This window comes from Pseudomarimonas salicorniae (assembly GCF_023156535.1).
Classification (GTDB): Bacteria; Pseudomonadota; Gammaproteobacteria; order Xanthomonadales; family Xanthomonadaceae; genus Pseudomarimonas; species Pseudomarimonas salicorniae.
Map to the genome: position 1 here is coordinate 1 of NZ_JALNMH010000008.1, position 16701 is coordinate 16701.

The following is a 16701-nucleotide window of genomic DNA, read 5'->3' on the forward strand; positions in this document are numbered from 1 at the left end:
TTTGACTGCGGCAAGGTCTGCTTTGGGCGCGAAGTTCGCATTCGCCCCGGTCCCGCTGTAGGAGCCAGCTTGCTGGCGATAGGCGCCCCGGATGGGACGATCGCCAGCAAGCTGGCTCCTACACGCAACGGCGCTGCAAGGTCCGGTTTGCGCCGCAAAGCAGGCCTTGCCGCAGTCAAATTGTGGGGGTGCCCTCGGGCGCGACCGCAGCGCTACGGATTCACCACAGACCGCGGCCAGAGCGGATCTCCGCGGTCGCGCCCAAGGGCGCTCCCACAGTCGGGCCTCCTTGGGCGTCGGCGAAGCCCCATAGGGTGCGTCTTGGACGCACCGATACGGGCGTTCGGACGGTACGCCCGGTGCGGCCAGCCGCACCCTATGGATGTCTTCTTTGCGCCCACTGTTCGCATTGCCGAAAACCTTGCGGCCGTCGATCGAAACGCCCGGTGCAGCCGGCCGCACCCTATGACCGCGTTTCCATTCCCGCCGCCGGGCCGGCTATTCGAAGCCTTCGGCGAACAGGGCCTCGCGCAGGGGGAGGAATGCGGTCAGGGCCTGGGCGTCCCGGCAGACACCAGGCAGCGCATCGCAGTCCTCGATGACGAAGGCGCGCAGAACCAGACCGAAGGGCGGGTCGGCGATGGGCGCTTGCCAGGCGAACACCAGCTCCGACTGCGGCTTGGGAACGGCGTCGATGTGGGTGAGCGACCACTCGCCGCACTGGCCGCTGCTGCTGCCGGAGAAGCGGAAGCGGTCGCTGACCCCAAGGTCGAGAAAGCGACCGGCGCCGACCGGCGAGCCGAATCGGCTGCCCTTCACCCAGACCAGCACGCCCCGCGCGCGCCTCGCGGGATCGTCGTTCAGCAGCCGCAAACGGCGAATCGCCCCCGGGTACCAGGCATCGCCATCGGAGACGAGGCGCCATCCCGACGGTGGCGGCTGACGAAGCACCCCGGACATGGGCACGAAGGGCAACGCGTCGACCTCGCAGACCGTCGAACCGCTGGAGAACGCGGCCGAACCGGTCGCGAAGCCAGCCAGCAGCATCAGCACAGAGAGGCGCACGATCATCATCCCGCTATCCTGCGGCCGCGCCCCCGGCCGCTCAAGCCACCGCTGATCGGCCATGGCCCGCCACATGGCGGTTCGCGGCCAAGGCGTGACGACGTTCTCCGGCCGGAAGGGTTCACCCACGCTAGACTCGCTCCGCGACGATCGGCAATCGCCTCGGCGACGGGAAGGCATGCGAAAAGGGCACATCGTTGGACTGCTGATCGGCGGGCTCATCGCCCTGCCGGCCTCCGCGTTCTTCGGCGACGGCTTCGAGCGACCGTTCACTGCGCCGCCGAGCGCCAGCGAGGCTGCGCGCTTCCTGACCCAGGCCAGCTTCGGCCCGACCCTCGACGAGATCGCCCGCCTTCAGGGCATGAGCCTGCCGCGCTGGATCGACGAGCAGATGGCACTTCCGGCCAGCCTGCATCTGCCGCGGGTCGAGCAGCGCATCGCGCTGGAGGGCGTGGACGAGGTCTGGGGTGGCGAGCGCCACGAGGAATGGATACGCATCGCCGTCACCGGGCAGGACCAGCTGCGCCAGCGCGTGGCCTTCGCGCTCTCGCAGATTCTGGTGGTCTCCGAGCGGAGCGGAGCGCTGGAGGGCAACCCCACCGCGGTCGCCAGCTACTACGACGTGCTGGTCCGCCACGCCTTCGGCAACTACCGCGACCTGCTCGAGGAGGTCACCCTGCATCCGTCGATGGGCCAGTACCTGTCGATGTTCCGCAACCGCAAGGGCAACCAGAGCGGCACCCTGCGCCCGGACGAGAATTTCGCCCGCGAGATCATGCAGCTGTTCTCGATTGGCCTGGTCCAGCTCAATCCCGACGGCAGCGTGCGCACCCAGGGCGGACAGCCGATCCCGACCTACGATCAGGAAACCATCCGCGGCTTCGCTGCCGTGTTCACCGGCTGGAACCTGTCGACCTGCGCGCCGACCCGCGGCGACTGGAACACCAACAGCGACACGCCCGGCAGCATCGTCGAGTACCAGAACTGGTGGGAGTGGGAGTATTGCCGCAACCACCCCGGCGGCGACGTCCACTGGAAGCTGGCTGAGGGCTACCGCACCCCGATGCGCGCGTGGAACAGCTACCACCAGGCGCTCGGCAGCAAGCAGCTGCTGCGCTACCCCGGCGTGGCGCGCGGCCGGGTCGATGCCAATGGCGTGCTGGCCGAAGGCGGCAGCGCCGAGGACAACCTCGACGCCGCACTCGACAACATCTTCCACCATCCGAACGTCGGCCCGTTCCTGGCGCGCCGGCTGATCCAGCGCCTGGTCACCAGCAACCCGACGCCGGCCTACGTCGCACGGGTGGCCGCGGCCTTCGCCGACGACAATGGTGATGCGCCCGGCGGCGTGCGCGGCAATCTCGGTGCCGTCATCCGCGCGATCCTGCTCGACCGCGAGGCCCGCCAGCCGGCCACCACCGCCTGTTCCAGCGCCGGGACCGGCTGCGTCGGCAAGCTACGCGAGCCGCTGATGCGCGTGGTCCAGCTGTTCCGCGCGCTGCAGGCGCAGCCCAGTCATCCGCAGGGCTTCTGGCGCGAGGGCTATCTCGACTTCTACACCGCCCAGGCGGCAATGCGCTCGCCGACGGTGTTCAACTTCTTCAGTCCCGACTACGCCCTGCCCGGCCCCGAGATCGTGGGGCGCGGCCTGGTATCGCCCGAGTTCCAGATCACCACGGACACCTATGTGATCCGCATGATCAACGAGATCGCCGGCAAGGTGGGCTGGACCTGGGCCGGCAATCCCGGACTGCCCACCAGCGGCTACTGGCGACCCGTGGTGGTTTCGCTCGACCGAGACATGGCGATCGCCCACGACCCGGCCGCCCTCGTCGACCGTTACGACCTGCTGTTCACCGGCGGCCAGCTGCCGGCGCCGATCCGCCAGATCATCATCGACCACGTCACCGCCGAAGCTTTCTTCAACTGGCGCAGCGATGCCCAGACCCGCCGCCTGCGGGTGCAGGACGCGCTGTGGCTGGTGACGGTTTCGCCGAGCTACGTGGTGGAGAAATAGGATGAGCCACCTGCACCGTCGCGACTTTCTGCGCGCCTCGCTGTGTGCCGCCGCCGGCTCGGGCGCCTTCGCCTCGCTGTGGCCGAAGCTGGCCCTGGCTGCCGCGCCGATGGCCCGGCTCAAGGGCGCCGGCAGCGACTACCGGGCCCTGGTCTGCGTCAACCTGGTCGGCGGCAATGACAGCTTCTCCAGCCTGGTGCCGGTCAACGGCAGCCACCGCACCGCCTACGAGGCCTCCCGGCGCGGCAGCGGCACCGGCAGCCACAACGGGCAGACCAATCCCAGCGACCTTCGCATCGCCAGCAATCAGCTGCTCGGCCTCGCCGGCATCGGCCAGGACGACAGCGACTTCGGCCTGCATCCGCAGATGTCCGGACTGCGCGACCTGATCAACAGCGGACGCGCGGCCATCGTCGCCAACGTCGGGCCGCTGGTCCGTCCGGTGAACCTGCAGGATGTGCGCGACGAGCTGCAGCCCCTGCCCGCCCAGCTGTTCTCGCACTCCGACCAGAGCGTGCTCTGGCAGACGCCGCGCGCCGACACCGGTCAGCGCATCGGTTGGGGCGGTCGCCTCGCCGACCTGTTCCACGAGAGCAATGCCAACCCGCTGCTGTCGATGAACATGTCGATCAGCGGCGAGAACGTGTTCCAGGCCGGTCAGACGGTGCTGCCCTTCTTCCTCAACGAGCAGGGCGCCGAGACCATCGACCATATCGACACCGGCAACGGGCGACATTGGAACCAGCGACGCCGCGACAGCTTCACCGCGATCATGGAGGCCAGCTACGGGCATCCCTTCGAGCGCGCCTACGCCAGCCGCGTGCGCACCGCGCGGGCAGCAGGCGACGAACTGGCCGCGGCCCTGCGCCAGGATCGCACCGTCGACGGCGAAGGCGTCGAGACCGGCTATGCCGACGATGCCTACGCCCCGTTCTGGCAGGCCTTCGGTCTTGCATGGCAGCGCCTGGACGCGGGTCGCGCCGAGCTGCCGGGCCTTGCCGCCCAGCTACTGATGGTGGCCCGGGTGATGCGCCAGCGGGCCACGCTGCAGATGTCCCGCCAGCTGTTCTTCACCCAGCTCGGCGACTTCGATACCCACGACAGCCAGAACGCAGAGCTGCCCGAACTGCTCCACGAACTGTCGCAATCCCTGCTCGCCTTCGACCAGGTGATGCGCTCGCCTGCCTTCGGGCTCGACCAGCATGTCACCACCTTCACCAGCTCCGAGTTCGGCCGCACCCTGTCGAACAACGGCGACGGCACCGACCACGGCTGGGGCGGCCACCATTTCGTGGTTGGCGGCTCGGTGGAAGGAGGCCGTGTGTTCGGCCAGCTGCCGCCGCTCGGCCTCGACGGCAATCCGCTGAACGTCGGCCAGGGTCGCCTGCTGCCGACGCTCGCCGTCGACCAGTACGCCGCCACCTTCGCCCGCTGGTTCGGGCTCGACGACACGCTGCGCAACACGGTCTTTCCCAACCTGGCGCATATGACCGGCAGCAAGCTGGCGATCTCCGGACCCGACCTCGGCTTCCTGCGCGCAGTCTGAGATCGCGGCGAAAGCCTGCGCAGTCATCCGGTTCAAGCCGGCGCGATGCCTCGGGGATAAAGTAGGCCTACGCACCACCGGAGGGACCACCATGCATTCCACTGCCCTGGGCCGCGACATCCGCCAGGTCGACCGGCTGATCGGCCACTACGCCGAGTCGCACCGTCATCCCACCAATATCACGATCCACTGGATCTGCGTGCCGATCATCGTCTGGTGCACGCTGGCCCTGCTCTGGCTGCTGCATCCCTACGTGGCTGCCGCCGGGGTCGTCCTGTCGCTGGTCTACTACGCCCGCCTGTCCTGGGCCTTCACCGCGGTCATGGCTGTGTTCTCGGTGCTGTGCCTTGCCAGCTACACGGTCGTGCCCTACCTCGGCTGGACCGCGCTGGCCCTGTTCGTCATCACCTGGGTGTTCCAGTTCATCGGCCACCGGATCGAAGGCAAGAAGCCCTCCTTTCTCGAGGACCTGCAGTACCTTCTGGTCGGCCCCATCTTCCTGCTCGCCAAGCTGTTCAGAAAGCTCGGCCTGTCCTACTGATGGGCGAACCCGGGGCGGTGCTGGTCTACGGGGCCGGCGCCATCGGCCAGTTCCTCGCCGGCGCCCTCGCCTCGGCGGGCGTGGCCGTGCACTGCGTGGCGCGCCCGCACGTCGTGAAGGCGCTGCGCGAGCGCGGACTGCAGTTCGGTCGCATCGACGGACGCACCGTGCACCTTGCCCCCGGCGTGCTGGGCGCCAGCGAAAGCCTTGAACAGGCCCCGCCGCCCTCGCTGGTCCTGCTGACGGTCAAGGGCCCGGCCACGACCGCCGCCGGGGCCGAACTGCAGCGCGCCCTGCCCGCCGGTACGCTGGTGGTCTCCTTCCAGAACGGGGTCGACAACCCGGCCCGGCTCCGCGACGCGGCACCCGGCCTGCACGTGCTGGCCGGCATGGTTCCCTTCAACGTGGTGATGGTGGAACCAGGTGTGGTGAGGCAGAGCACCGACGGCCAGCTCGCCTGCGCCAGCGATCCGGCCATCGAGACGTGGGCCTCGGCCTTCGCCCGCGCCGGGCTGCCGCTGGCCCTGCATGCGGACATGCGCGCGGTGCAGTGGGGAAAGCTGCTGCTGAACCTCAACAATCCCGTCAATGCCGCCGCCGGCATTCCGCTGCGCGAGCAGCTGCTGCAGCGCGGCTATCGCCAGGTGGTGGCGGCCCTGCAGGCCGAGGCCCTGGGCCTGCTGCGCCGCGCTGGCATCCGACCTGCGCGGGTCACCCCGATGCCGCCCGCCCTGTTGCCGGCCCTGCTGCGGCTGCCGACGCCGCTCTTCCAGGCCCTGGCCCAGCGCATGCTGACCATCTCGCCGGAGGCGCGCTCGTCGATGCAGGACGATCGCGATGCCGGCCGCCCGACCGAGATCGATGAGCTCTGCGGCGCCGTGGTCCGCCTCGCCGCGTCGACCGGCGACCGCGCTCCCTTGAACGAGCGGATGCTCGAACTCATTCCCGAGCTCGAACCCGGCGAACGGCTGGCGCCCAAAGCACTCCAGGCCCGACTGGGGCTCGACGGAAGTCCCTGAGGCGGCCAAGGGCCGCCCGCCGCGGATCAGTGCTGGTGACCGCCGGGACCGTGGGCGTGGCCGTGGGCCAGCTCTTCGGGCGTGGCTTCACGCACCTCGACCACCTCGACCTCGAACTTCAGGTCCTTGCCGGCCATCGGGTGGTTGAGGTCGACGTCGACCACGCTCATTCCAACCTTCTTCACGGTCACCAGCCGAGGGCCCTGCTGGGTTCCAACAGCGGTCTGCATGCCGGGCTTGAGTTTCGCCGGCTCGCGGAAGAACTTCTTGGGCACGCGCTGCACGAAATCCGGGCGCACCTCGCCGTAGGCGTCGGCGGCCGCGATCTCGACCTCGAAGCGGTCGCCACTCGACTTGCCGATCAGCTCACGCTCGAGGCCGGCGATGATGCCGCTGTGGCCGAGCAGGACGGTCAGGGGCTCGCGCTCGAAGGAAGACTCCAGCGCCTCGCCGCCGGCCGGCAGCGCGAAGACGCGGTAGTGGAAGCGAATGACGTGGTTGATGTCCGCCTTCATGGGCCGGCTCCGCGGGTGGGGGGCGGGGATCCTACGGTCTCCGGGGCGGCTTGGCTACTTGTCGGCGCCGCCCGCCGCCGCACGCGCCGCCTTCTCGGCCTTTCGCGCGGACTTGGCGCGGGCCGCGTGGCCGGCCTGCCTGCGCGACAGCAGCCCTCGCCGCAGGCTGGCCAGCTCCCCGTCGTGCTTCTTGCAGAGCGCCCGGCGATGTTTCTCGAGCGCCGAGCGCAGCGCGCGGGTCTGCTCCTTCCCGGCGCTGACGCGCAAGGCGGTGGCGGTCAGCCACAGGTCGCCCTCGACGCCCAGCTCACGGGCCGCTTCGACCAGGGCCTTGCAGCCCGGATCGCGCTGCCGCAGGACATAGGCCGCGGCCTTGCGCATTGCCGCATAGCGGCGCAGCAGGCGGCGCATCTCGTGTCGCCGGTTGCGCTGAACATGGCCCAGGGCCTTGGCCGCCGCCAGGCCCGCCTTGCGCCGCTCCTTCTCCAGCGCCTCGTGGATGGCCGACTCGCTGACCTCGGGCAGCGGCCAGCGGTCAAAGGCCGCCAGGTGCCGCGCCACCGAGCGATCGATGCGGTCCCAGAATGCCGGATCCAGGCCCGTCCAGCAGGCACGATGCGCTTCGACAAGCGCCGCCACCGCGGTGTCCACGGGGGCTTGCTGCTCGGCGGGCAAGCCGTTGTCCCGCATCGAGCCGACCAGCTCGGCCCGCACCGCCGCATCACGCAGCCGACCCAGCCGCCGGCGAACGTGGCGAAGCTGGCCGTCCACGCGCGCATGCCACTCGGGCGCCGTCGTCCTCGCCAGCCGCAGCAGGCCGCGCAGGCGCTGCAGCGCCTTGCGCGCCTTGTGCACGCCGCTGTCCTTGCCCTTGCGGGCCTTGACCAGCTCACGGACAAGCTGGGCGAGCTCATCTGAAGCCAGCTTGGCCAGCCACTGGCCTGGCGTACTGAGTTCGGACATCCCGCCAGATTGCCGATGGGTTGCTCTCGATTCCATGGACGAAACATGACAGTTTGGTGACTTGCGTCCCTGACTTCCGTCAAGTCTCCGTCCCTGGAATGCTGCCGATACCGCGAATCTCCGGAGCGCCGCGATGCACGCCATCCGCATAGACCGCCCCGGCGGCTTTGACGCCCTGCGCCAGGTCGAACTGCCCGAGCCGGCTCCCGGCCACGGGCAGGTCAGGGTCGTCGTGCACGCCTGCGGCGTCAACTATGCCGACGGAATCATCCGCATGGGGCTGTACGCCTCGGCCAAGGCCCTGCATGGCTATCCGATCATCCCGGGCTTCGAGATCGCCGGGGTCATCGACGCTCTCGGCCCGGGAGTCGAGGGCTGGAAGGTCGGCGAGCGGGTGCTGGCGCCGACCCTGTTCGGTGGCTACTGCGATGCCATCGTGCTTGACGCCGGCCACCTGTTCCGCGTTCCGGCCGGTCTCGACATGGCCCAGGCGGCAAGCCTGCCCACCGTGTTCCTGACCGCCTGGTTTCTGGCCCATCGCAAGCTGCATCCGCGACCCGGCGATCGCTGGCTGGTGCACTCGGCCGCGGGCGGGGTCGGCGGCGCCCTGCTCCAGCTTGGCCGACTTGCCGGCTGCCGCTGCATCGGCGTGGTCGGACATTCGGACAAGGTCGCCCTTGCCCGCGAGTTGGGCGCCGAAGCCGTACTTGTCCGCGACCAAGGCAAGTGGTGGCACCGGGCCCGCGAGTTGGCGCCCGAGGGCTTCGAGGCCGTGTTCGACGCGAGCGGCGTCGCCACCCTTCGCCACAGCTACGCGCTGCTTGCCCCCACCGGCTCGCTGGTGATCTACGGCTTTCACAGCATGCTGCCGCGCGACGGCAGGCTGAACTGGCTGCGGCTGGCCTGGGACTGGCTGCGCACGCCGCGCTTCAATCCGCTGGACATGACCCAGAGCAACCGCAGCGTGGTGGCCGCGAACCTGAGCTTCCTGCAGTCACACGCGCCGACCCTGCGCTCGGGTCTCGACTGGCTGCTGTCGCGCTTCGAGGAAGGCGCACTGCGTCCGCCACCTCTATCCACCTATCCACTGGCCGAGGCCGCCCGTGCGCAGCGCGACATCGAATCGGGCCGCACCCAGGGAAAACTGGTTCTGACCACCCGCCATGCGGCCAGCACTCAGGTTTGAGACGTGTCCGCCGCCGGCGCGATGAGGCGGCGCCGCGCCGGCTCTGGCCGCAGCCACAGCCAGCCCGCCACCGCGGCCATCAGCGCCGTGCCGATCCCCGCCATCCACCACCGCGGCGCCAGCCAGAACATCAGCCCCGCGCACAGCGCCATGGTGGCGCTGGCCGCCCACTTGGCCCGCCTGTGCACGGCGCCCCCGCGCTGCCAGTCGCTGATCATCGGGCCGAACAGTGGGTGGCGCAGCAACCAGCCGTGCAACCGAGGTGATCCGCGCGCCGCGGCCCAGGCCGCGAGCAGGACGAAAGGCGTGGTCGGCAGGCCCGGGAGGAGGACGCCGATCAGACCCAGAGCAAGGAACAATCCAGCCAGCGCAATCCAGATCGGCCGACGCCAGCTCACGGCCTGCGCCCTCCATCACGGCACACCCGACCTGCCGACGGACCCGGCCATCCGCTACCATCGGCATCGAGTGGGCGATCTGATCGATCTCCCGAGGGGCCGGCGACATGCAGTGCCCGCGCACTTTCGTCCCGGCAATGAGGAGCCCAGTCCCGAACATGGCCAGCAGCGACGAGATCAGGGTCGACGGTCGCTTCGGGGTGGACGATCCCGACGCCATCGCCGTCCTGCTGCGCAGGATGATCGAGCAGCGCAGCATGCTCGAGGCGCCACTCGGCGAGGGGGGGGCCGGCCTGCTCAGCGTCCTGCTGCACTTCGAGGAAAAGCGCGACCAGCTGATCTTCGATGCCTCGCCGCATGCCCACGTCGAGCGCCGGGTCCTGGAGGCCGAAACCCTGACATTCGCCACCCGGGTGGACAAGGTCAACGTTCGCTTCACCACGGGGCCGTTCGAGAAGATCCAGTTCGAGGGCATGGCCGCCTACCGCGCGCCGGTGCCCGACGAGCTGAAATACATCCAGCGCCGCGAATACTTCCGCCTCGAGGTGCCGACGACCCACGCCGCCTACTGCCAGGTGGTGACGCCGGCCGATGCGGACAATCCGCCCCGTGATTTCCGCACCCGCATCCATGACATCAGCGGTGGCGGCGTGTCGCTGCTGATTCCGCCCGGCTCGGAGAGCGTGCTCGCCCAGGGCATGCGCTTTGCCGCCTGCAAGCTGTTGCTGCCCGAATCGCCGCCGGCCCTGGTCAGTCTTCGCGTGCGGCGCAACTTCCGGATCAGCCGCCGCATCGGCCCGAGCACGACCTGCGCCGGCTGCGAGTACGTGGACCTTCTGCCGAATGCGCAGACCACCGTCCAGCGCTACCTGATGCGTCTCGACCGCGAGCGCATTGCCCGGGTCAAGGGCGAGTAGGCAGCGTTCCACGCCGGCCGGTCAGAAGGGTTTGGCCAGCACCAGCCAGACCACCGCGAACAGCAGCAGGACGGGAATCTCGTTGAACCAGCGCAGCGCCCGCGGCGACGGCAGCGTCCCGCCGGCCTGCGCACGCTTCACCCAGCGGCCTGCCACGATGAAGTGCGCCAGCAGAAGGGCCACGAGGGTCAGCTTGGCATGCAGCCATCCGCCACTGATCCCGTAGAGCAACCACAGGACAAGTCCGAACAGGGTGGCAATGCCGAAAATGACGTGACCGAAGCGGTACAGGCGATGGCCCATAAGCAGCAGGCGGTCGCGAACGGCCGGGGGCTCTCCGGCGGCTTCGGCCAGGTTGACGAGGATCCTCGGCAGGTAGAACACCGCAGCCATCCAGCTGATGACGAAGACGATGTGGACGGATTTGGTGAACAGGTAGATGTACATGGGCGGGCGCCATGATTGGGGAGTCGTGGGTCATGGGCAGCGATACCTCGCAGCCCCCTTCTCTGCGCAGTGAACACGCCTTTCGTGCAACATACCAAAACTGCGAAGCGCAGCAGTCACCACGGCGACCCGCTGCTCTTGCGAATCCCGACTCCCGAATCTCGAATCCCGAACGCATGAAATTCCAAGGCACCGACCGCTACGTAGCCACCGACGCCCTGAAACTCGCCGTCAATGCGGCCATCACGCTGCAGCGCCCGCTCCTGATCAAGGGCGAGCCCGGCACCGGCAAGACCATGCTGGCCGAGGAGCTGGCCGGTGCGCTCGATGCGCCGCTGATCACCTGGCATGTCAAGTCGACCACCAAGGCGCATCAGGGCCTGTACGAGTACGACGCGGTGAGCCGCCTGCGCGATTCACAGCTGGGCGACCCACGGGTGGAGGACATCCGCCACTACATCCGCCGCGGCAAGCTGTGGGAGGCTTTCGTCTCCGAGCGCCGCGCGGTGCTGCTGATCGACGAGATCGACAAGGCGGACATCGAGTTCCCGAACGACCTGCTGCAGGAACTCGACCGCATGGAGTTCTACGTCTACGAGACCGACGAGACCATCCGCGCGGTACACCGCCCGATCATCCTGATCACCTCGAACAACGAGAAGGAGCTGCCTGACGCCTTCCTGCGTCGATGCTTCTTCCACTACATCGCCTTCCCCGACCGCGACACGCTGGAACAGATCGTCGCCGTGCACTTCCCGGACATCGAGAAGCATCTGGTCGACCGCGCGCTGGAAGTGTTCTTCGACCTGCGCGAGGTGCCCGGACTGAAGAAGAAGCCCAGCACGTCGGAGCTGATCGACTGGCTGAAGCTGCTGCTGTCGGACAAGATCCCCTCCAGCGCACTGCTGGAGCGCGATCCGGCCAAGGCCATCCCGCCGCTGTACGGCGCCCTGGTGAAGAACGAGCAGGACGTCCAGCTGCTTGAGCGTCTGGCCTTCATGCATCGCCGCGCCACGCGATGATCTCTTGGATCGCCAGCAAGCTGGCTCCTACAGCCGCCTGTTCCAGGTAGGAGCCAGCTTGCTGGCGATCAAGGCCCCGACACAGACTCACGCAAAGCCATGCTCCTAGGCCTCTTCGAATCCCTGCGCGCTGCCAGGCTGCCCATCACCCTGCGCGAGTGGCTGGACCTGTGCGCGGCGCTGGATGCCGACCTCGCATTCGCCGACGTCGAGGATTTCTACGCCCTCTCACGCACCGTCCTGATCAAGGACGAGCGCCACTACGACAAGTTCGACCGCGTGTTCGGCGCCTATTTCGACGGCGTGCAGCAGATCGCACTCGACGACCTCAAATTGATTCCCGAGGACTGGCTACGGCAATCCTTGGAGCGGCTGCTCAGCGAGGAAGACAAGGCGCGCGCCAAGGCCCTGGGCCTCGAGGAACTGATGGAAGAGTTCCGCAAGCGGCTCGAGGAGCAGCAGAAGCGCCATCAGGGCGGCAACCGCTGGATCGGCACCGGCGGTACCTCGCCGTTCGGAGCGGGCGGCTACAACCCGCAGGGGATCCGAGTCGGGCCCAAGGGCGGAGGTCGCCGCGCGGTCAAGGTCTGGGAGCAGCGCGCCTTCCGCAACTACGATGACAACGCCGACCTGTCGCCGCGCAACCTGCAGATCGCCCTGCGCCGGCTGCGCCGCTTCGCCCGCACCGGCGCACCGGAAGAGCTCGACATCGACGGCACCATCGACGCCACCGCACGCGAGGGCGGCCTGCTCGACATCCGCATGCGGCCAGAGCGCCACAACGCGGTCAAGGTGCTGCTCTTCCTCGACGTCGGCGGCTCGATGGACGACCACGTGTTCGAGGCCGAGGCGCTGTTCAATGCCTGCAAGAACGAGTTCAAGCGCCTGGAACACTTCTACTTCCACAACTTCGTCTACGACTCGGTCTGGCGCGACAACCGCCGGCGCTTCTCCGAGCGCACCCGCATGCTCGATGTGCTGCGGACCTACAACCCCGACTACAAGGTCGTCTTCGTCGGCGATGCCGCCATGGCGCCCTACGAGATCACCCATCCCGGCGGCAGCATCGAGGGCTGGAACGAGGAAGCCGGCGAAGCCTGGTTCCGCCGAATCAAGGACCGCTTCCGCAAGCTGGTCTGGATCAATCCCGCCCCAGTGAAAAGCTGGGGCTACACCAGTTCGACCCAGATCATCCGCCAGCTGGTCGAGGACCGGATGTACCCGCTGACCCCCGACGGCCTGACCGAGGCCATGCGCTGGCTGGGCAAGTGATCCTCCGGGGAACTTTCTCCGGGATGCGCGGTCCGGGCGGTGGCATGCTCTCGCTCATCCTCCGCTGCTGGGTACTGGTCGCCGTCCTGTTGGCCGGCCTCGGCACGCCGTGGTGGAGTCATGCCCAGACCGCGGACGCAGCACCAGCCCTCGCCCAGAACGAGGACTGCCACGACCACGAAGAGCCGCCTGTCGAGGTACCGCCCGCGCACACTCACGACGGCTCCTGCGCAGGCATGGCCTGCGAGTGCGGCTGCGTACTGCCGCCCCTGCTGGTGGCCGACCGGCAGATGCTTCCGGCGCCACGCCCAGGAGCCCGGACAGCGCACGAGCGCAGCGTCGACACGCCGCGGCCCGCCACCAGCGCCCCGTTCCGCCCTCCCATCGCCTGAACTGCGCGCCCCCCGTACAGCGCTGCTTGCTGCGCTGACGAAGCATCCCGACGGCCAAGGCAGAGCGCACACTGCTTCGCTGTTTGCATGGCTGCCGCGCGCGCAACGGGATTCCTCCCAAGACTGCGGCACCATCGGCCCCGGCGCTTCGCACCGACAATCCACGTCCGCGTCGCTCACACGACGCACCGATCAGGTTCAGGCCCCCATGATTCGAACATCCCCACCCCTTGCCCTGCTTGCGGTCGCCCTGCTCGCCGGCTGCGCCAGCCTGCCGGCAGAGCGCGGCTATCGGCAGAGCGCCGAACTGCTCGGCCCACGCAGCGGGCTCGACATCGACCTCATCCCCCGCGAGGCCGAGGCGCCCGCCCTCCCCGACCGCCAGCTTGGCGTGGCCGACGCCCAGCTGGTTGCCCTGCAGCGCAGTCCGCGGCTGGCCCTTGCCCTGTCCGAGATCGGCTTTGCCCGCGCCGAGCTGGAAGAGGCCCGACGGCTCGGCAATCCGCATATCGGCCTGATGTGGAACCGTGACCAGGCCGGCACCGAACGTGTCGTTTCACTGTCACTCGGCATTACCGATGCCCTGCTGCTGCCCTGGAGAAAGCGCCAGGCGGAGGCCGGCCTTGCCGCCACCGAGCAGGCCGTGGCCGGCGAGATCCTCGATCTGCTGGTCGAGGTCGAGCAACAGTGGTTCTCCGCCGTCGCCGCCGCCCAGGTCTCGCGGATGCGCGACCTGTCCGCCCAGGCCGCCGAGCACGCCGCGACCCTGGCCGCGCGCTTCTTCGACGCTGGCAACATCTCGCGCCTGCAGCTGGCCCAGGAACAGGCCCACGCCAGTGCGGCGCGGATCGAGGCGCTGCGCGCGCAGGCCGAGGCCGCCGAGGCGCGCGGTGAGCTGTTGCTCCTGCTCGGCATCGATCGGGATGGCGCCGAGCTGCTTCCCGACCTGCTGCCGGCGCCCGCCGGCCTACCTGCCGATAGCGGCGCCCTGCTGGACACCGCCCGCGCGCAACGGCTGGACCTGGCCGCGGCGGAACGCCGGGTGGTGCTGGCCGAACGCGCCCTGGCCCAGGCCCGCGGCTGGCGCGGCGTCGGCGAGATCGAGCTGGAGTTCGAACGCGAACGCGCTCCGGATGGCGAGCTGACCCGTGGCCGCGGAATCGGCATCGAACTGCCCCTGTTCAACCGGGGCCAGGCGCGGATCGCCGAGGCCGAAGCGGCCTGGCGCAAAGCCCGCGCCGAGCGGGACGCCCTGCTCGTCGGCATCCAGCAGCAGGCACGCCTCGGCCTGCTGCGCATGCGGCTCTCGGCCGAGACCGCCGAGCGCTACCGCGAGACCCTGCTGCCGCTGCGCGAGCGCATCGTGCAGGAGACCCAGCTGCGGGTGAACTACATGCTGGACGGCGTGTTCGAGCTGATCTCGGTACGTCGCGAGGAGTTCGACGCCTACCAGGAATACCTCGAGGCGGTCCGCGACTACTGGCTTGCCGCCAGCGAACTGCGGCGCATCGCCGGAGGCCAGTGGCCCGGGGCCCCGACACCCGGCTCGCCCAGCCTCGGACCCGAGGCGGTCCTGCCGCCCGCAGACGCGGCCGACCCGCATCAGGGGCACGGCGGGCACGGGGCTCACGGCCGGCACCAGCGCCAAGACGCCAAGGGACACGAAGGGCACGAAGGGCACGAAGGGCACGAAGGGCACGAAGGGCACGAAGGGCACGAAGGGCACGAAGGGCACGAAGGGCACGAAGGGCACGAAGGGCACCAGGGGCAGGGTACGCACGAGGGCCACAACGAGCACGGTCACCCTGCGCCGACCAAGGCCGACACCTCCCAGCCCACCGCCAAAGATCCCCACGCCCACCACCACGGCGCTGCGCAGCGGGCAAGCGGACCGGACGCGCACACCGATCACACCGATCACACCGATCACGCCGATCACGCCGATCACGCCGATCACGCCGATCACGCCGATCACGCCGATCATTCTGAACACGGAGATTCGCCATGACCCTGTCCCGTCGAGACTGGTTCCGCCTGACCGGCGCCGGGGCGCTGGCCCCGTTGGCAGTCGGTACCCGGGCCGCTCTGGCCGATGAAGTGCCGCCGGCAGCGGCCTCGCCGCGCGCCGGCATCACTCCGGTGCGCACGCTCAACGGCTGGACCCTGCCCCATCGCATGGTCGATGGAGTCAAGGAGTTCCATCTGGTCGCCGAGGAGATCGAGCACGAGTTCGGCCCCGGCTGCCGCGCCAAGTGCTGGGGTTACAACGGCAGTACGCCCGGCCCGACCATCGAGGCGGTCGAAGGGGACCGGGTGCGCATCTACGTCACCAACCGCCTGCCCGAGCACACCAGCGTGCACTGGCACGGGATCCTGCTACCCAGCGGCATGGACGGCGTCGGCGGACTTTCCCAGCCGCATATCCAGCCGGGCGAGACGTATGTGTACGAGTTCACCCTGCAGCAGCACGGCACCCACATGTACCACCCGCACGCCGACGAGATGACCCAGATGGCGGTCGGCATGATGGGCTTCTTCATCATCCACCCGAAGGATGGCAATCCCGAGCCGATCGATCGCGACTACTGCATCCTGCTGCATAACTGGGCCTTGCACCCGGGCACCTACCGGCCCGACCCGTCGGTGATGCAGGACTTCGACCTGTGGACCTTCAACAGCAAGGTCTTCCCCGCCATCGAACCCATCGTCGCGCGCAGTGGCGAGCGGGTGCGCCTGCGCATCGGCAACCTGTCGATGTGGAACCACCCGATCCACATGCACGGCCCGAAGTTCTTCGTCACCGGGGGCGACGGCGGGCGCTGGCCGCGTGGCCTGTGGCGTTCCGAGGTCACCGAGATCGTCGGCGTAGGCCAGACCCGCGACCTGGAGTTCGTCGCCCTGCCCGGCGACTGGGCCTTCCACTGCCACATGTCGCACCACACGATGAATGCGATGGGCCATGAGATCCCCAACACCCTCGGCGTCGACCAGAGCGGCGTGGAAGCGGAAATCCGCAAGCTGCTGCCCGGCTACATGGCGATGGGCGAGAGCGGCATGGCCGAGCATCAGGACCACACCGATTCCGGCCACATGCCGGGGCCCGAAAACACGCTGCCGATGATGATGGGCAAGGGCCCGTTCGGAAATATCGAGATGGGCGGCATGTTCACGGTGATCAAGGTGCGCGACGACCTCGCCCCGGGCGACTACCGCGATCCCGGCTGGTACGCACACCCGCCCGGCACCGTAGCGAGCAGGGTCAGCAGCAATCCGGACTTCGGCCAGCCCGCGCGCCACAGCGCGCCGCCGGGCGAACCGGCGCGCTTCCAGACCCGCCCGGCCGGCCACCACAAACACGGTTGAGGGCGCCCCCGCCCGTTCGAGCGCGCCAAAGAGCAAAG

Annotated in this window: 16 protein-coding genes; 11 read left to right on the forward strand and 5 right to left on the reverse strand. The window is 69.0% G+C overall.

What is annotated here, in order from left to right:
- Positions 1-498: 498 nt before the first annotated feature.
- Positions 499-1074, reverse strand: a complete 576-nt coding sequence (locus M0G41_RS10145) for a hypothetical protein (protein WP_248208934.1) — start codon at positions 1072-1074, stop codon at positions 499-501.
- A gap of 169 nt (positions 1075-1243) precedes the next feature.
- On the opposite strand from M0G41_RS10145, the gene M0G41_RS10150 reads away from it, so the two are divergent.
- The 4 genes from M0G41_RS10150 (at position 1244) to M0G41_RS10165 (ending at position 6188) form a co-directional block, all read left to right on the forward strand.
- Positions 1244-3082: a DUF1800 domain-containing protein gene (locus tag M0G41_RS10150; protein ID WP_248208936.1), complete on the forward strand. Its 1839-nt coding sequence runs from the start codon at positions 1244-1246 to the stop codon at positions 3080-3082.
- A gap of 1 nt (position 3083) precedes the next feature.
- Complete coding sequence (locus M0G41_RS10155; RefSeq protein WP_248208937.1) at positions 3084-4628, forward strand: DUF1501 domain-containing protein; 1545 nt, start codon at positions 3084-3086, stop codon at positions 4626-4628.
- A 91-nt stretch (positions 4629-4719) separates the two neighbouring features.
- Complete coding sequence (locus tag M0G41_RS10160) at positions 4720-5169, forward strand: Mpo1 family 2-hydroxy fatty acid dioxygenase (RefSeq protein WP_248208939.1); 450 nt, start codon at positions 4720-4722, stop codon at positions 5167-5169.
- Positions 5169-6188: a 2-dehydropantoate 2-reductase gene (locus tag M0G41_RS10165; RefSeq protein WP_248208942.1), complete on the forward strand. Its 1020-nt coding sequence runs from the start codon at positions 5169-5171 to the stop codon at positions 6186-6188. The genes M0G41_RS10160 and M0G41_RS10165 overlap by 1 nt, the downstream gene beginning before the upstream one ends.
- Before the next feature lie 26 nt (positions 6189-6214).
- Here the strand turns inward: M0G41_RS10165 and M0G41_RS10170 are convergent, their stop codons facing one another.
- Entirely contained in the window at positions 6215-6703 is a 489-nt protein-coding gene (locus tag M0G41_RS10170; protein ID WP_248208945.1) for an FKBP-type peptidyl-prolyl cis-trans isomerase, read from the reverse strand.
- Between the two features lie 54 nt (positions 6704-6757).
- The gene (locus M0G41_RS10175) at positions 6758-7666 is read right to left on the reverse strand and encodes a CHAD domain-containing protein (RefSeq protein ID WP_248208947.1); all 909 of its coding nucleotides are present in this window, start codon (positions 7664-7666) and stop codon (positions 6758-6760) included.
- A gap of 133 nt (positions 7667-7799) precedes the next feature.
- Here M0G41_RS10175 and M0G41_RS10180 point away from each other — a divergent pair, with 133 nt between their 5' ends.
- Entirely contained in the window at positions 7800-8852 is a 1053-nt protein-coding gene (locus M0G41_RS10180) for a zinc-binding dehydrogenase (RefSeq protein ID WP_248208954.1), read from the forward strand.
- Here the strand turns inward: M0G41_RS10180 and M0G41_RS10185 are convergent.
- Positions 8843-9250, reverse strand: coding sequence for a YbaN family protein (locus M0G41_RS10185; RefSeq protein ID WP_248208956.1), 408 nt, complete (start codon positions 9248-9250; stop codon positions 8843-8845). The genes M0G41_RS10180 and M0G41_RS10185 overlap by 10 nt on opposite strands.
- Before the next feature lie 158 nt (positions 9251-9408).
- Here M0G41_RS10185 and M0G41_RS10190 point away from each other — a divergent pair, with 158 nt between their 5' ends.
- Positions 9409-10167 (forward strand): flagellar brake protein, encoded by a 759-nt coding sequence (locus M0G41_RS10190; RefSeq protein ID WP_248208962.1) that lies wholly within the window; start codon positions 9409-9411, stop codon positions 10165-10167.
- Between the two features lie 21 nt (positions 10168-10188).
- On the opposite strand, the gene M0G41_RS10195 is transcribed toward M0G41_RS10190, so the two are convergent.
- Positions 10189-10614: a CopD family protein gene (locus M0G41_RS10195; RefSeq protein WP_248208964.1), complete on the reverse strand. Its 426-nt coding sequence runs from the start codon at positions 10612-10614 to the stop codon at positions 10189-10191.
- Positions 10615-10790: 176 nt separating this feature from the next.
- On the opposite strand from M0G41_RS10195, the gene M0G41_RS10200 reads away from it, so the two are divergent.
- The 5 genes from M0G41_RS10200 to M0G41_RS10220 all read left to right on the forward strand — a co-directional run bounded on the left by M0G41_RS10200 (position 10791) and on the right by M0G41_RS10220 (position 16663).
- Positions 10791-11636: an AAA family ATPase gene (locus M0G41_RS10200; RefSeq protein WP_248208966.1), complete on the forward strand. Its 846-nt coding sequence runs from the start codon at positions 10791-10793 to the stop codon at positions 11634-11636.
- 99 nt (positions 11637-11735) lie between these two features.
- Positions 11736-12908 carry a vWA domain-containing protein gene (locus M0G41_RS10205; RefSeq protein ID WP_248208968.1) on the forward strand — a complete coding sequence of 391 codons (1173 nt, stop codon included), beginning with the start codon at positions 11736-11738 and terminating at the stop codon, positions 12906-12908.
- Positions 12909-12952: 44 nt separating this feature from the next.
- Positions 12953-13300 (forward strand): CopL family metal-binding regulatory protein, encoded by a 348-nt coding sequence (locus tag M0G41_RS10210; RefSeq protein ID WP_248208970.1) that lies wholly within the window; start codon positions 12953-12955, stop codon positions 13298-13300.
- Between the two features lie 208 nt (positions 13301-13508).
- Complete coding sequence (locus M0G41_RS10215; protein WP_248208976.1) at positions 13509-15308, forward strand: TolC family protein; 1800 nt, start codon at positions 13509-13511, stop codon at positions 15306-15308.
- On the forward strand, positions 15305-16663 hold the full coding sequence (locus M0G41_RS10220) for a multicopper oxidase family protein (RefSeq protein WP_248208978.1): 1359 nt from the start codon (positions 15305-15307) through the stop codon (positions 16661-16663). The genes M0G41_RS10215 and M0G41_RS10220 overlap by 4 nt, the downstream gene beginning before the upstream one ends.
- Positions 16664-16701: the final 38 nt, after the last annotated feature.

Coding starts and splice junctions, on each gene's coding strand:
- M0G41_RS10175 (WP_248208947.1), bottom strand. CDS start 7,666: ATGTCCGAACTCAGTACGCCAGGCCAGTGGCTGGCCAAGCTGGCTTCA.
- M0G41_RS10150 (WP_248208936.1), top strand. CDS start 1,244: ATGCGAAAAGGGCACATCGTTGGACTGCTGATCGGCGGGCTCATCGCC.
- M0G41_RS10200 (WP_248208966.1), top strand. CDS start 10,791: ATGAAATTCCAAGGCACCGACCGCTACGTAGCCACCGACGCCCTGAAA.
- M0G41_RS10210 (WP_248208970.1), top strand. CDS start 12,953: ATGCTCTCGCTCATCCTCCGCTGCTGGGTACTGGTCGCCGTCCTGTTG.
- M0G41_RS10180 (WP_248208954.1), top strand. CDS start 7,800: ATGCACGCCATCCGCATAGACCGCCCCGGCGGCTTTGACGCCCTGCGC.
- M0G41_RS10155 (WP_248208937.1), top strand. CDS start 3,084: ATGAGCCACCTGCACCGTCGCGACTTTCTGCGCGCCTCGCTGTGTGCC.
- M0G41_RS10170 (WP_248208945.1), bottom strand. CDS start 6,703: ATGAAGGCGGACATCAACCACGTCATTCGCTTCCACTACCGCGTCTTC.
- M0G41_RS10165 (WP_248208942.1), top strand. CDS start 5,169: ATGGGCGAACCCGGGGCGGTGCTGGTCTACGGGGCCGGCGCCATCGGC.
- M0G41_RS10160 (WP_248208939.1), top strand. CDS start 4,720: ATGCATTCCACTGCCCTGGGCCGCGACATCCGCCAGGTCGACCGGCTG.
- M0G41_RS10205 (WP_248208968.1), top strand. CDS start 11,736: ATGCTCCTAGGCCTCTTCGAATCCCTGCGCGCTGCCAGGCTGCCCATC.
- M0G41_RS10220 (WP_248208978.1), top strand. CDS start 15,305: ATGACCCTGTCCCGTCGAGACTGGTTCCGCCTGACCGGCGCCGGGGCG.
- M0G41_RS10195 (WP_248208964.1), bottom strand. CDS start 10,614: ATGTACATCTACCTGTTCACCAAATCCGTCCACATCGTCTTCGTCATC.
- M0G41_RS10145 (WP_248208934.1), bottom strand. CDS start 1,074: ATGATGATCGTGCGCCTCTCTGTGCTGATGCTGCTGGCTGGCTTCGCG.
- M0G41_RS10215 (WP_248208976.1), top strand. CDS start 13,509: ATGATTCGAACATCCCCACCCCTTGCCCTGCTTGCGGTCGCCCTGCTC.
- M0G41_RS10190 (WP_248208962.1), top strand. CDS start 9,409: ATGGCCAGCAGCGACGAGATCAGGGTCGACGGTCGCTTCGGGGTGGAC.